Annotated in this window: 15 protein-coding genes; all 15 read left to right on the forward strand. The window is 36.0% G+C overall.

The window, feature by feature from the left end; genetic code table 11:
- Window positions 1-9: 9 nt before the first annotated feature.
- The 15 genes from NQ560_RS05760 (at window position 10) to rfbC (ending at window position 15,762) form a co-directional block, all read left to right on the forward strand.
- Complete coding sequence (locus tag NQ560_RS05760) at window positions 10-2,190, forward strand: glycosyltransferase (RefSeq protein ID WP_005331730.1); 2,181 nt, start codon at window positions 10-12, stop codon at window positions 2,188-2,190.
- An 8-nt stretch (window positions 2,191-2,198) separates the two neighbouring features.
- On the forward strand, window positions 2,199-3,431 hold the full coding sequence (locus tag NQ560_RS05765) for a glycosyltransferase family 2 protein (RefSeq protein WP_005331729.1): 1,233 nt from the start codon (window positions 2,199-2,201) through the stop codon (window positions 3,429-3,431).
- A gap of 38 nt (window positions 3,432-3,469) precedes the next feature.
- Complete coding sequence (locus NQ560_RS05770) at window positions 3,470-5,647, forward strand: glycosyltransferase (RefSeq protein ID WP_005331728.1); 2,178 nt, start codon at window positions 3,470-3,472, stop codon at window positions 5,645-5,647.
- A gap of 83 nt (window positions 5,648-5,730) precedes the next feature.
- Complete coding sequence (locus NQ560_RS05775) at window positions 5,731-6,507, forward strand: ABC transporter permease (protein WP_005337888.1); 777 nt, start codon at window positions 5,731-5,733, stop codon at window positions 6,505-6,507.
- A gap of 11 nt (window positions 6,508-6,518) precedes the next feature.
- Window positions 6,519-7,253: an ABC transporter ATP-binding protein gene (locus NQ560_RS05780; RefSeq protein WP_005331726.1), complete on the forward strand. Its 735-nt coding sequence runs from the start codon at window positions 6,519-6,521 to the stop codon at window positions 7,251-7,253.
- Window positions 7,254-7,269: 16 nt separating this feature from the next.
- A complete protein-coding gene (locus tag NQ560_RS05785; RefSeq protein ID WP_040015347.1) occupies window positions 7,270-7,875 on the forward strand; it encodes a hypothetical protein in 606 nt (201 codons plus the stop codon).
- Between the two features lie 47 nt (window positions 7,876-7,922).
- Window positions 7,923-9,524, forward strand: a complete 1,602-nt coding sequence (locus tag NQ560_RS05790) for a glycosyltransferase family 2 protein (protein WP_005331724.1) — start codon at window positions 7,923-7,925, stop codon at window positions 9,522-9,524.
- A 4-nt stretch (window positions 9,525-9,528) separates the two neighbouring features.
- On the forward strand, window positions 9,529-10,134 hold the full coding sequence (locus tag NQ560_RS05795; RefSeq protein ID WP_040015346.1) for a GerMN domain-containing protein: 606 nt from the start codon (window positions 9,529-9,531) through the stop codon (window positions 10,132-10,134).
- A 102-nt stretch (window positions 10,135-10,236) separates the two neighbouring features.
- Window positions 10,237-10,512, forward strand: a complete 276-nt coding sequence (locus tag NQ560_RS05800) for an AAA family ATPase (protein WP_005331722.1) — start codon at window positions 10,237-10,239, stop codon at window positions 10,510-10,512.
- Window positions 10,513-10,565: 53 nt separating this feature from the next.
- On the forward strand, window positions 10,566-10,712 hold the full coding sequence (locus tag NQ560_RS05805; RefSeq protein ID WP_005331721.1) for a hypothetical protein: 147 nt from the start codon (window positions 10,566-10,568) through the stop codon (window positions 10,710-10,712).
- 18 nt (window positions 10,713-10,730) lie between these two features.
- Window positions 10,731-11,915, forward strand: a complete 1,185-nt coding sequence (locus NQ560_RS05810; protein WP_005331720.1) for a MerR family transcriptional regulator — start codon at window positions 10,731-10,733, stop codon at window positions 11,913-11,915.
- 154 nt (window positions 11,916-12,069) lie between these two features.
- Window positions 12,070-12,966: a glucose-1-phosphate thymidylyltransferase RfbA gene (rfbA, locus tag NQ560_RS05815; protein ID WP_005331718.1), complete on the forward strand. Its 897-nt coding sequence runs from the start codon at window positions 12,070-12,072 to the stop codon at window positions 12,964-12,966.
- A gap of 68 nt (window positions 12,967-13,034) precedes the next feature.
- The gene (gene rfbB / locus NQ560_RS05820) at window positions 13,035-14,066 is read left to right on the forward strand and encodes a dTDP-glucose 4,6-dehydratase (RefSeq protein WP_005331716.1); all 1,032 of its coding nucleotides are present in this window, start codon (window positions 13,035-13,037) and stop codon (window positions 14,064-14,066) included.
- Window positions 14,066-15,016 carry a dTDP-4-dehydrorhamnose reductase gene (gene rfbD / locus NQ560_RS05825; protein WP_005331714.1) on the forward strand — a complete coding sequence of 317 codons (951 nt, stop codon included), beginning with the start codon at window positions 14,066-14,068 and terminating at the stop codon, window positions 15,014-15,016. Before rfbB ends, rfbD begins: the two co-directional genes overlap by 1 nt.
- Before the next feature lie 137 nt (window positions 15,017-15,153).
- Complete coding sequence (gene rfbC / locus NQ560_RS05830; RefSeq protein WP_005337866.1) at window positions 15,154-15,762, forward strand: dTDP-4-dehydrorhamnose 3,5-epimerase; 609 nt, start codon at window positions 15,154-15,156, stop codon at window positions 15,760-15,762.
- The last annotated feature ends 8 nt before the right edge of the window (window positions 15,763-15,770 follow it).

Raw genomic sequence — 15,770 nt, forward strand, 5'->3', positions numbered from 1 at the left:
TTTTATTCAATGGCGAGTGTGAAAGAATTAAGCAAGAAGACAGTGCTTACTTTAAAAAATGAAGGTATGGGTGCTGTATTGAGAAAAGCAAAACATAAAATATGTGGAGAACAAGAAGTTCATGTTGAATATGAATCAGAGAAAATATTTAAAGATGTTTTGTTTATCAATGGCTGTGATGCAAGTGTTCCTCATCCAGCACGTTATAGAGTAACTCATCAAAGAGAACAATTGGAGGCACACAATGTATCCACGGATCAAGTATTTTATGCAGATTTACAATTAGATCAAGTTCGGTTTTATCGAACATTTATATTTTTTAGATGCCCGTATACAGATACTATTGGTGAGTTTATTAATATTGCTAAAGAACTGAATAAAAAGGTTTTATTCGACATAGATGATTTGGTGATAGATACAAAGTATACGGATACCATTAAGTATCTTAGTACACTCAAAAAAGAAGAAAAGGAATTGTATGATGATGGTGTCAGACGAATGGGACGCACATTGTCTTTGTGTGATGCAGCAATTACAACTACAGAAAGATTAGCAGAGGAATTAGGACATTATGTTTCGGAAGTGTTTATAAATCGTAATACGGCTTCAGATGAAATGTATGCTTTATCAGAAAAAGCATGGCGTGAAAAGAAGAGAGAGGATAAGACGGTAGGAATTGGATATTTCAGTGGCAGTATGACACATAATGATGATTTCCTGTTAGTTTTACCAGCATTACAGGAAATCATGGAAAATAACTCTAATGTTAGATTGCATGTTGTAGGGGAATTAGATTTACCAAATGAATTGGTGAAAGTTCAGTCACAGATTGTTATGCATCCGTTTGTGAATTGGCGTGAATTACCGAAATTAATATCACAGGTTGATATTAACATAGCACCATTGGAAGGCGGAGTTTTTAATGAATCCAAATCTGAAAATAAATGGGTAGAAGCTGCTCTTGTAAAAGTGCCGACTATTGCAAGCAATGTTGGCGCTTTTGCTAGAATGATAAAACATAATGATACAGGTCTTTTGTGCGAAAATGTAGAAGAATGGAAATATCAGTTGGCAAGGTTGGTTCAAGATAATAAAGAGCGGGAAAGAATTGCGGAGAATGCTTATCAATATTGCATTCGAAATTGTGTGACATTATATACAGGAGTACCATTGGCAAATTTTGTAAGAAAATATACAACAGAAAATTATGTGTTTGCATTGCCATCTTTGAATATCAGTGGGGGTATTATGGTAGCTTTTAAGCATATGTGTGTACTTAAAAAGAAAGGGTATGATATCTTAGTATTAAATGATAATGAAGATACACCATGGTGTGAATTTGAAGGAGAAAAATTCCCTGTATTAGGTCAGAATATTAGTAAGTTTTATGGAAAGATGGATCATGCGGTAGCAACTATGTGGACCACAATGGAGTTTGTTCAGAAGTATTATAATATTTCTAAGCGCATGTATTTAGTTCAAGGTTATGAAACTGATTTATATCCAGCAGGAGTGCATCTTAGGGAATGGGCAAATCGTACTTATATGCCAAACGGAGGTATTCAGTTTTTGACAATATCAAAATGGTGTCAAAAATGGTTAAAAGAAAAGTATGGACAAGATGCGGCATTTGCCCCAAATGGATTAAATTTTAAAGAATTTAATTATGTGGAAAGAAAACTAAATGGCAAGATACGTATTTTAATTGAAGGTGATTGTGCAGTAGATTACAAAAATGTAGATGAAGCATTTAAAGTAGTTGAATTTTTAGATAAAGAAAAATATGAAATCTGGTATATGTCATACAATGCAGAGCCAAAAGAATGGTATCATGTAGATAAATTTTTGCATAAAGTTCCATACAGTAAAGTACATGAAGTATATGAACAATGTGATATATTACTGAAAACCAGCTTGTTAGAAAGCTTTTCCTATCCGCCAATTGAAATGATGGCAACAGGCGGTTATGTAGTAGCCATACCTAATGGTGGAAATATTGAATACATGGTGAATGAAGAAAATTGTCTTTTATATGAGGCGGAGGACTTGGAAGCTGCAGTTTCTGCAATTGACAGAATCAGCAAGGATAAAGAGTTAAGAATTAAAATGTCCGAAAAAGGAAGAAAAACAGCACAGTCAAGAGATTGGAAGCAAATTGAACAAGATATATTAAAGTTATATGAGAGGTAAAGGGTCATATGAATCAACCATTAGTAAGCGTATTAATTGCCAACTATAATCATGAAGATACAATTACAGAAACACTTCAAAGTGTTTTGAATCAGACTTATAAAAACATGCAAATTATTGTAATAGATGATGGATCAACAGATGAATCATGGAATTTAATTAATCAATTCGATGATTCGAGGATAGAGGCGTTTCGATTGGAGAAGAATCAACATGTCTGTGCGGCGACCAATTATGGAATGACTAAAATAAAAGGAGATTACGTTGCAAGAACAGATAGTGATGACATTTGGTATCCTGATAAAATTGAGCGCCAGATACAATATATGACAATGCACAAAGATTGCAAAGTATGCTTTACGTGGTGTGATTTTATCGATGAAAATGGAGTTAATATCAATGATATAGAAACCAATCGAGTTCGGTTACATGAAGCGTCATTCTCAAGTCAAGAAGACGCAATTGAAAGATTTTATTTTAGGGGGAATTGCTTGGCTCACTCATCTGTTGTCATGGAAACGGAGGTAATGAATACAGTAGGTGCGTATGATGTGGGATACAATCAATTACATGATTTTGATTATTGGATCCGTATTGCAAAAAGATATCCAATTGATGTTATTAAAGAAAAATGTATGGCTGTTAGAAGATTTTTGAATCAAGAAAATAGAGAAACGAATATGAGTAATATGTCGGAATCTACAGAAACAAGGGTTTTTAATGAGTATATGGAGCTTAGAGCGCATTATTTTGAAGATATGTCAGATGAGTTGTTAATTAAGGCTTTCGGTAAATATTTTCGCAAAAAAGGACAATTAAATCCGGAACAGTTAGAATGTGAAAAAGCTTTTCTTATGTGTAGGCCACAGGATGGCTGGAATGGGATACCGCCAGCAGGATTAAGACGTATACATGAATTACTTATGAATAATAAGACAAAAAAGATATTAGAAGATGATTACAATTTGGGAATAAAAGATTATTATAAATTATTAGGAAATCATTTATATAATGATTCCATTCTTCAAACTAAAAGCAGAAATATGCAAGAGGAAAATAAATATCTAATTGAAAAAAGTAATAATTTGATTAATGAACATGAAAAGATGTATGAAAAAATTCAAATATTACAAGAAGAAAAAAATGGTTTGATTAATGAAATTGAATTATATGAAAATTCAACAAGTTGGAAGATGACAAAACCGTTGAGAACTTTGGGGAGAAAACTGAAAAGAAAATAAATATAGATGTTCATTGCTAAAAAGGAAATGCAGGTGATATGATGGAAACATCACGTTTGATAAAAAAGGCCATGGAAGTAGTACAGAATGAAGGAATAAGGGGCTGTGCAAAAAAAACAAAGAGTTATCTTGAAAATCAAAAAAGATTAAGACGTAAAATCGAAAAAAATTACAAGGACATATTATTTATAAGTGGCTGCGGAGAAGATTTGCCACATCCATGGCGTTATCGCGTAAAGCATCAGAGAGAACAATTGGAAGCATACAATTATTCCACAGACGAGGTATATTTTACACAATTAGATATTGATCAAATCAGATATTACCGGGCATTTGTATTTTTTAGATGCCCAATGACAGAGACAATAGGCACATTTGTCGATTTGGCAAAACAGTTAAATAAAACAATCATTTATGATATAGATGATCTGGTAATAGATACTCAATATACAGATCAGATAAAATATGTGATGGCAATGTCAGAAGAAGATAAAAAGGCATATGATAATAATGTTATGAATATGCAGAAGCTGCTTAGAAAGTGTGATTTTGCAATTACATCGACAGATTGTCTGGCAGAAGAGTTGAGAAAATATATTCCGAAGGTATATATTAATCGTAATGTCGCTTCTGAAAAAATGATTCAATTATCAAAAGAAGCAGTTGTTAAGATTAAAAAAGATAATACAAAAGTAAAAATAGGTTATTTTAGTGGAAGTATTACTCATAATGCAGATTTTGAAATGATAAAACCGGTTCTTATAGAAGTCTTGAAAAAGTATAAAAATGTTGAGTTATACTTGGCAGGAGAACTGGATTTGCCGGTAGAGTTAAATCCATGGAAAGAAAGAATAAAAAAATATCCATTTGGAGACTGGAAAAAACTTCCTGAGATATTAGCGAAGATGGATATTAATCTTGCACCATTGGAAGATACAATTTTTAATAAAGCAAAGTCGGAAAATAAATGGACGGAGGCTGCACTGGTAAAGGTTGTGACAATAGCTAGTGATATTGGAGCATTTCATGATTGTATCAAGAATGGCGAGACAGGAGTTTTATGTAAAGATAATGACGAATGGAAAGTAGAGTTAGAGCGTTTGATTACAGATTCGTTATATCGAAAAAAATTGGGAGAACAAGCATATCAATATTGTATTACACATTCTTCAACTGTTCGTAGCGGCAGCTATTTGACAAGAATCATGGGGAATGAATTGAATGATAACTATATATTTGTATTGCCGGGGCTGGAAATCAGTGGTGGAATAAAAGTAGCATTGAAACATGCCACTATGTTACAAAAAGCAGGAAAAGATGTTGGATTATTTTTATTAAGTGGAGAACAGAAGTGGTGCGAATTTGAAGGATATAAAATTCCAGTAATTAATTTGGAAGATACAGAGATACGTGGGAAAATAAGATATATGATAGCTACGATGTGGACAACGGTAGATATTGTAGAGCAATGTATTGGAACAGAAATCAAGATGTATCTTGTGCAAAATTGGGAAACAGGATTTTATACCGAAGGAGATCCGTTAAGAATAAGAGCAAATCAATCCTATATGCCAGGGAAAGATATGAATTTTTTAACTATTTCAAAATGGTGTCAGCAGTGGTTAAAAGAGCAGTATGGACATGAATCGAACTATGCTCCGAATGGTCTGGAGACGGAACGATTTGCATGTCATAAAAGAGAGCTGACAGGAAAAATCAGGATACTTATTGAAGGGGATTGTGCGGTAGATTATAAAAATGTGGACGAGGCTTTTGAAATAACAAATGAATTAGACCGAAATCAATATGAAGTATGGTATATGTCTTATAATGCAGAGCCTAAATCATGGTATAAAGTAGAACGATTTCTGCACAAGATTCCATATGAAAAAGTTCCAGAGATATATACCCAATGTGATGTGCTTTTAAAAACGAGCTTATTAGAAAGCTTTTCTTATCCCCCGCTTGAAATGATGGCTACAGGTGGATACGTTATTGCTGTGCCGAATGGTGGAAATGTTGAATATTTAAAAGATAGAGAAAATTGTTTATTATATGATGCTGGGAATATAGAAAAAGCAAAACTGTTATTACAAGAGTTGCAGGAGAATCGAGTATTACAAGAAGTATTATACGAAAACGGTCAAAAAACGGCGCAAGAGCGAAAATGGGAGAATATTGAAAATAATATTTTAAGGATGTATCGCGTTAATTAAATTGAGAACTTGTTAAATGAGAGGAATAATGATATACTAAAAAAGATTGTTTGACCATATTAAGAAAAAGTGGAGGAAAGAAAGTGTCAATATATATACAGAATTTTAAGAAGTTTCGTCCATTGCTGGGAGAACTTATTGCACGTGATATAAAAACAAAATACAGAAAATCAGTGTTAGGAGTATTATGGACATTGTTAAATCCACTGTTTATGATGATTATTTTGTCAGTAGTGTTTTCTAATTTGTTTAAATTTGATGTGGAATATTTCCCGGTTTATTTATTAAGCGGACAATTGATATTTAATTTTTATTCAGAAGCCACAACGGCATCTATGTCAGCAATTATGGACAATGGATCATTGTTGAAAAAAATATATGTACCGAAATATTTGTTTGTATTATCTCGAGTATTTTCAAGTACAATTAACTTGTTGGCATCATTTACAGCTTTGATTTTAGTGATGCTTGCAATGAGAGTGGAATTGCATTATACAGTACTTTTAGTACCTATTCCACTGATATTTATTGTGTTATTTTCATTGGGAGTAGGATTAATATTATCAGCGATTACTGTGAAATTCAGAGATATTATGCATTTATATTCTGTGTTTGTGACAGCACTTATGTATTTAACACCAGTTATTTATCCAATGTCAATTTTACCGGCATGGTTAACACCGATTGTAAAATTGAATCCTATAACGAACATATTGCAAATGTTTAGAAATGTTATGATATATAATTCATTACCAAGTATTGCATCAATGATAATTGCCATTGTTGAATGTTCGATCATGCTGGTATTTGGACTATATGTGTTTTACAAAAATCAAGATGACTTTATATTGTATATATAAGGAGAGAAAGTATGGAGAATCAAGAAGTGATTCGTGTTGATCATGTATCGATGCGTTTTAGTCTTGCATCAGAAAGAGTAGATAATTTTAAAGAATATGTTATTAAAACGATAAAGCGGCAATTATCGTATGGAGAATTCTGGGCTTTGAAAGATGTAAGCTTTAGTATTAATCGTGGAGATGCATTAGGATTAATTGGCTTAAATGGTAGCGGAAAAAGTACAATGTTAAAGGTTATAGCCGGAGTGCTAAAACCAACAAAGGGAAGCGTATCTGTGAATGGAACTGTTGCGCCGCTAATTGAATTGGGTGCAGGATTTGACATGAATCTTACTGCAGAAGAGAATGTTTTTTTGAATGGAGCATTGCTTGGATATTCAAGACAAATGATGGAGCAGTATTACGATGATATCGTCGAATTTTCAGAGCTTCATGATTTTATGAATGTACCTGTTAAGAATTTTTCTTCAGGAATGGTTTCAAGACTAGGATTTTCAATTGCAACAATTGGTACGCCAGATATTTTAATTGTAGATGAAGTTTTATCAGTAGGTGATTTTAGATTTCAGGAAAAATGTCAAAACCGTATAAAACGTATGTTGGATGCGGGCACAACATTATTATTTGTTTCACATAGCATTCAGCAGGTAGAAGAACTGTGCAATAAAGTAGTGTGGCTGGATAAAGGTGTAGTGAAGATGTTTGGTGAATCAAAGAACATTGCTGAGATATACAGTGCTTCATAGGATAGGAGTTAAAAAGATGAAATCAAAAATAAAAGTTATTGTGATTGGTTTGATTATTCTTTGTCTGGCAGGTGTATATGCAATTATTGATAAAGCAGTATCTATTTATGATACATCTTGTGATACAAGTGCATTCCAATCAATTACCTTAGAACAAGGGAAAAAGTTAGAACAATCATTTGTATGTAAAGAGAATCATATGGATGGTATTTCGTTGAAAGTTGCAGCAGATGGAGTTTTGGACAAGAGCCAGGTGGTAATGGCGTATAAAATAATAGAAAAGGATTCAAAAGAAGTAGTTGCACAAGGAAAAACAGATTTAAAGAAAGTGCGAAATGGTAAATTTTTTAAAATTAAATTTGATAGAATTGATGCAACTAAAGATAAAAAGTATATGTTGGAGATGTCAGTGCAGGAATGTCCGACAGGAAGTATTCGAGTATTTTATACACCAGGTTCCAATGAGAATGCAACACTTATCTATGCTGGTCAAACAATAGAAGGCGTTGGTGTTATTAGGTCATTAACACATCGATTCGATTTAGAAACATTTATTGTGACATTATGCTTTGCAGCATATATAATATTATTTATGAGATGGCTTTATAAATTATTTGAATAAGGAAGAGGGCAGAAGTAATTCTGCCCTTGTTTTGCATAGGTGAAAAAATGAAAAAAGGAATTATAAAAAAGGGAATTCAGTTTTATAAAAGATATGGAATACGTGGTGGAATTGCTACTTTAACAGGACAAGGTCAGATAAAGGATAAAAATTATGCTGCGTGGTATGAAAAAAATAAAGTTAGCGAGGAAGAACTGGCGATACAGCGAAATAAAGAATTTCCATACATGCCTCTATTTAGCATTTTAGTTCCAGTATATAATACACCAATCCCTTATTTGCGGGAAATGCTTGATTCAGTTCGAAATCAAACTTATCAAAAATGGCAATTGTGTATTGCGAATGCAAACCCGGAGAATGAAGAGGTTGCTCGAATTTTAAACCAATATATAGAAATGGATAAAAGAATTCAAACCGTAAATGTGCCTGAAAATCTGGGAATAGCACAAAATACCAATAAAGCTTTAAGTATTGCAAAAGGAGATTATATTGGGCTTTTGGATCATGATGATATGCTTGCTGCGGATGCATTGTTTGAAGTGGCAAAAACTGTCAATGACGAAAATGCAGATGTTATTTATACGAATGAAGATAAGATAACCATGTCTGGAGAAAAACATTTTCAACCGAATTTTAAACCAGAGTTTAATTTAGATATGCTAAGATCTAATAACTATATTTGTCATTTTTTTATAGCAAAGGCATCCTTGATGAAGGAGATTGGCGGATTTAGAGGTGAGTATAATGGGGCTCAAGATCATGATATGATATTTCGATGCACAGAGCGAGCGGATAATATTGTTAGAATTCCTAAAGTATTATATCATTGGAGAATGCATGAGCAATCTACAGCAGAAAATCCTGAAAGTAAAAGGTATGCATTCGATGCTGGCAAGAAAGTCATTGAGGATCATTTGAAACGTTGTGGAGAAAGTGCAGAAGTAGAGATGACAGAATATCCAGGATTCTATCGGGTAAAATATGCAATTAAAGAAAAGCCAAGAGTGTCTGTTGTGATAGTCAAAGAGACAAAAAGTATGATTCCTAAAGATACATTGATAAAAATTGCTGATGATTATGGAAGAGATAGGGTAGAGTTCTATGTTGTAGATGGAAACTACAAAGGGGATATTGAATTTGATGGAATCTCAATCAATACTCTACCATGGAAAAAGGAATGTAATAATACGGAGATGTTAAATTATGGGATTGAAAAAACGAAAAATGAATATATATTAGTTTTGTCTTCCTATATAATAAAAGTGTCAGATAATTATATTGAAACATTTGTTTCCAATACTATGAGAAAAAATGTGGGAGCAGTTGGTGGGAAAATGTATTTTTCTAATGGAACAATCAAAAATGCAGGTTTATTTATAAAAAAAGACGGAACTATTGAAGAAGTGTTTAAAAAACTACCTCGATTATGTGTGGGGTATATGAACCGACAATCTATGCAACAAAATATGCAGGCAATAACATTTGATGACATTATGTTCAAGAAAAGTTTGTGGGAAAAAATAAAAAATGGAATATCAAAATCTAAAAGTTTGCAAAGAGATGTAGAAATATGTACCAAAATTCGTGGGAATGATTTATTATTGGTATATACACCATGGGCGGAATCCGTGGTTGGAAAGGAAGGATAACGTAATGAAAAGGAAAATGCTTATTGTTTTATTAACAGGAGTTTTATTGTCAGTTTCAGCTTGTAGCAATTCTTCAAGTACAGATGCATCGCAGTCTGATAACCAGAAAAATGAGCAACAGAAATCAGATAATGATAACCAGAAGAATGAAAAACAAGATGAACAGAGTGAGGCTGATCAGATGGAAGATGATTCTGACAAAAAAGAAGATCAAACAGCACAGGAAGATAAATCAGCAGAAATTACTATTTATACTAGCAATGATGATGCAACTGCATTTGTAGCTGAGAGTGTAAAGATAGATGAACTGACACCAGAGAATATTGTGAACGCATTAGTTCAAAAATCGGTGCTGTCTTCAGACGTTCGAGTTTTAAAATGTGAAGAACAGACTGTAGATGGAGTGAAGAGTCTGGATGTGGATTTTAATGAAGCATTTGGCGCATATGTTTGCAGTATGGGAACAACCGGTGAGTATTATACAATCGGAAGCATTGTAAATACATTTTTAGATGTATATGGTTGTGAGAAAGTCAAGATTACGGTGGAAGGAAATACTTTAGAGACAGGACATGCAGAATATCCTGGATATATGAATCGTTTTGAATAAGAATATATAAAAACATGGTAAAAATATGAATTCCCGGTTTTCCGTTGTGGAAAGCCGGGAGTTGCTTTATAATAAAAATATATTTGGCATGGAGGTGGAAAAGTGATTCAATACAATATCCCAATTGGTATTTCTGAATTTGAGAAGATTAGGAAAAATGATTATTACTATGTGGATAAAACGGAACTGATTCGTGCCTTGGTGAAGACAGAACCTGCGGAGATTACACTTTTTACAAGACCTCGCAGATTTGGAAAGACGCTTGTGATGAGTATGCTAGCTTCTTTCTTTGATATTCGCAGAGATAGTAGAGATTTGTTTGAAGGTTTGAAGATTGTTGAAGATCAGAAACCGTGTGAATTGTGGATGAATCAATGACCTGTGATTTTTCTTAGCTTTAAAGATGCAGGTGGGGAATCTGTGCGGAGAGTATGCAAAAGACAGAAGAAAGAGCGCTGAACCAGATAGAAGAGATGCGTTATGCGGATGGTATGTATGCTCAGGGGTATCAAAAAGTGATAAAGTATGGAGTCGCATTTTATCGGAAGAGTTGTTTAGTTGGCAGATATGAAGAATAAAGGTGTAACAAAGGTAGAATGAAAAAGCCAGGTTATTATTCGTCCGGAGAGTTTGCGCGGATGGCGCATGTGACGCTTCGGACAATCAGGTATTATGACAAACAGAATATTTTGAAACCATCGTATGTGACGGAAGCGGGAGCCAGATTCTATACAGATGAAGATTTTGCCAGACTGCAGCAGATTCTTCTTTTAAAGTATCTTGGATTTACACTGGATGATATCAGAGAGATGACCATTGATGATGCAGATTATCATTTTATGCTGAATTCTCTGAATATCCAGCTTAAGCTTGTGAGAGATAAGATTGAGCAGATGCAGCTTGTGGAAAAAGCGATACAGGATACCTCTGAACTGATTCAGAAGGAACATACCATTGATTGGAGCCAGATGCTGAATCTGATTCACTTGACAGGTATGGAGAAGAGCATGAAGAACCAGTATCAGGATGCGTCCAATATATCGGCCAGAATTAATCTGCACAGCCTTTATTCCGTGAATAAAGAGGGATGGTTTCCGTGGATTTATGAGCAGCTTTGTGTGAGAGATGGCATGAAGGTACTGGAAATCGGCTGTGGTGATGGAACGCTCTGGAAGGAAAATAAAGATAAACTTCCAGAGAATATAGAGATTACATTGTCAGATACATCGGAAGGTATGCTTCGGGATGCGAGACGTAATGTAGGGATTGGAGACCATAGGTTCCGGTTTCGGCATTTTGACTGCCACAGAATTCCATATGAGGATCAGAGCTTTGATCTGGTAGTTGCCGGACATGTATTGTTTTACTGTGAGGATATATTACAGGTGTGCCGGGAAGTGAGGCGTGTATTAAAGCCTGGTGGAAGATTTGTGTGCAGTACCTATGGTGGCGAGCATATGAAAGAAGTCAGTGAATTGGTACAGAGCTTTGATGATAGAATTGTTCTATCGGCAGAAAAACTGTATGAAAGATTTGGAAGAGAGAATGGGGCTGAGATACTGGAGCAATATTTTACGGATGTTCATTGGAGAACATACGAAGATGAACTTGTAATTCCGGATCCAGAGCCGTTGATATCGTATATATTGTCCTGTCATGGAAATCAAAGCCAGTATATACTGGATCGGTATAAAGAATTCCAGACTTATGTGCGGAAAAAGACGGAAAAAGGCTTCCGGATTACAAAAGACGCGGGCGTGTTTATAGCATGGAATTCCTGAAGATTTTCTTAAATATTACAAAAAAGTTACATTTTTTGTAAAAAGTACTTGAAGGTGACCTAGGGTCACCTTTTATAATGCAATCATGAACATGCCATAACTTTATGAGATATGGTTAAACTATGTATTGTATTTATTACGAGGAGGTTCCTATATGAAGGGAATTATTTTAGCAGGAGGATCTGGAACACGTCTTTATCCTCTGACTATGGTAACATCAAAACAGTTATTACCTATTTATGATAAACCGATGATTTATTATCCGATGTCTGTGCTGATGAATGCAGGTATCCGTGATATCTTGATCATCTCTACACCACAGGATACACCGAGATTCAAAGAGCTGTTAGGAGACGGACATCAGTTTGGTGTACATCTTTCTTATGCAGTTCAGCCAAGCCCGGACGGACTTGCCCAGGCATTTATCATTGGCGAGGAGTTTATCGGTGATGATACAGTTGCTATGGTTCTTGGAGATAACATTTTCGCAGGACACGGACTGAACAAGCGTCTGAAGGCAGCAGTAGAAAATGCTGAGACAGGTAAAGGCGCTACTGTATTTGGCTACTATGTAGATGATCCAGAGCGTTTTGGTATTGTTGAGTTCGACCACGAAGGAAAAGCAATTTCCATCGAGGAGAAACCGGAGCATCCAAAGAGCAACTACTGTGTAACAGGACTTTACTTCTATGATAATAAAGTTGTAGAGTATGCAAAGAGCCTGAAACCAAGTGCCCGTGGAGAATTAGAGATTACAGACCTGAACCGTGTATATCTCGAGAAGGGTAACCTGAATGTAGAGCTTCTCGGACAGGGATTTACATGGCTGGATACTGGTACACACGAGAGCCTTGTAGATGCTACAAACTTTGTAAAGACAGTTGAGACACATCAGCATCGTAAGATTGCATGTCTGGAAGAGATCGCATACTTAAACGGATGGATTTCAAAAGAAGAAGTTCTAGAAGTTTACGAGGTATTGAAAAAGAACCAGTATGGTCAATATCTGAAAGATGTCTTAGACGGAAAATACCGAGAGGATCTGTACTAAGATATTAGAATAAAAAATGAAGAATTTTTATAAATTTTGACTAAGTAATTCAAAGGAGATTTTTAATTATGACAATTATCGTAACCGGCGGAGCTGGATTTATCGGAAGTAACTTTATTTTTCACATGTTAGACAAATACCCGGATTATCGTATCGTTTGTCTAGACTGCCTGACATATGCAGGTAACTTATCTACACTTGCACCAGTGATGGACAACCCGAATTTTCGTTTTGTAAAAGAGAGCATCACAGACCGTGAGGCTGTTTACAAATTATTCGAGGAAGAGCATCCGGACATGGTTGTAAACTTTGCAGCAGAGAGTCATGTAGACCGTTCTATCGAGAACCCGGAAGTTTTCCTGGATACCAATATCAAAGGTACAGCAGTTCTTATGGACGCTTGCAGAAAATATGGTATCAAACGTTATCATCAGGTATCTACAGATGAGGTTTACGGAGATCTTCCACTGGACAGACCAGACCTGTTCTTTACAGAGGAGACACCAATCCACACAAGCAGCCCATACAGCTCATCAAAAGCTGGCGCAGACCTTCTTGTTCTTGCATACCACAGAACATACGGACTGCCTGTAACAATCAGCAGATGCTCTAACAACTACGGACCATACCACTTCCCGGAGAAGCTGATTCCGCTTATGATTGCAAATGCACTGAATGATAAGCCGCTTCCGGTGTATGGAAAAGGTGAAAATGTGCGTGACTGGTTATATGTAGAGGATCACTGCAGAGCCATCGACCTGATCATCCATAACGGACGTGTCGGAGAAGTTTACAATGTTGGTGGACACAACGAGATGAAGAACATTGACATCGTCAAGATGATCTGTAAAGAGCTTGGAAAACCGGAAAGCTTGATCACATATGTAGCTGACCGTAAAGGACACGATATGCGTTATGCAATCGACCCGACAAAGATTCACAATGAGCTTGGATGGCTGCCGGAGACAAAATTTGCAGATGGTATCAAAAAGACAATCCAATGGTATCTGGATAACAAGGAGTGGTGGGAGACGATCATTTCCGGAGAGTATCAGAATTACTATGAGAAAATGTATGCAAACCGGGAGGGAATGAAATAATGAAAGTACTGGTAACTGGAGTAGCTGGTCAGCTCGGACATGATGTGATGAATGAACTGGCAAAGCGTGGCTACGAAGGAATCGGTTCCGATATCGCGGAAAGCTATAATGGAATCCAGGACGGTACACCGGTTGTATCTATGCCATATGTGCAGATGGACATTACAGATAAAGCATCTGTAGAGAAAGTTCTTACAGAAGTAAATGCGGACGCAGTGATACATTGTGCAGCATGGACGGCAGTTGACCTTGCAGAAGATGAGGATAAAAAGGATAAGGTTCATGCAGTAAACGCAGAAGGAACGAAAAATATTGCGGAAGTATGTAAGAAGCTTGACAGTAAGATGGTCTATACCAGTACGGACTATGTATTCAATGGTCAGGGAGAAGAACCATGGCAGCCGGACTGCAAGGATTATCAGCCGTTAAATGTTTACGGACAGTCAAAACTGGACGGAGAGCTGGCAGTTTCTGAGACACTGGACAAATACTTCATCGTGAGAATTGCGTGGGTATTTGGAAAGAATGGTAACAACTTTATAAAGACCATGTTGAAAGTTGGAAAAAATCATGATAAACTTCGTGTAGTGAATGATCAGATTGGTACACCGACTTACACATTTGATCTGGCAAGACTGCTTGTAGACATGATCGAGACAGATAAGTATGGTTATTATCATGCGACAAACGAAGGCGGATACATCAGCTGGTATGATTTTACAAAAGAAATCTTCCGTCAGGCTGTAGAACAGGGACATACAGAGTACGGAGAAGACAGAATTACAGTTAATCCGGTTACAACTGCAGAGTATGGAGTGTCCAAAGCTGCAAGACCATTTAACAGCAGACTGGATAAGAAAAAACTGGTGGAGAATGGCTTTACACCACTTCCGACCTGGCAGGATGCACTTGGACGTTATCTGAAAGAGTTGAACATAGACGAACTCTAAAAGCTTTGTGAAGATTCGCATAGACTCAGATAAGAGGCATTGTAAGACGAATAAAAAGAGTGAAAATGAAATGGACGGGTACACATAATATATGTGTGCCCGTATGCATCATAATCACACAAAAGGAGATATGTAAGATGGGACAGATTAAAGTAGAAAAAAATGCAGGTGGAATAAAGGGACTTTGTGTCATTGAGCCAACGGTTCATGGTGATGCAAGAGGATACTTTATGGAGACATACAATCAGAAGGATATGGAAGAGGCAGGACTTACGATGCAGTTCGTACAGGACAATCAGTCTTGTTCTACAAAAGGTGTTCTTCGCGGATTACATTTCCAGAAAGAATTCCCGCAGGGAAAACTTGTACGTGTCGTAAAAGGTTCAGTATTTGACGTAGCTGTTGATCTTAGAAGTGACAGTGAGACATACGGAAAATGGTTCGGTGTAGAGCTGACAGAAGAGAACAAGAAACAGTTCTATATTCCGGAAGGATTTGCTCATGGATTCCTTGTTTTAAGTGAGATTGCAGAGTTCTGCTACAAGTGTACAGACTTCTATCATCCAGGAGATGAAGGTGGTCTCGCATGGAACGACCCTGAGATTGGTGTAGAATGGCCACAGCTTGTAGGGGAGTATAAGGGCAATGCTTCCGCAGAAGGATATCATCTAGAAGATGGAACAGCACTGAACTTAAGTGATAAAGATCAGCTCTGGGTAGGACTGAAAGATACATTTCATTTTTAAGTAAGAGG

Source organism: Dorea formicigenerans (assembly GCF_025150245.1).
Classification (GTDB): domain Bacteria; phylum Bacillota; class Clostridia; order Lachnospirales; family Lachnospiraceae; genus Dorea; species Dorea formicigenerans.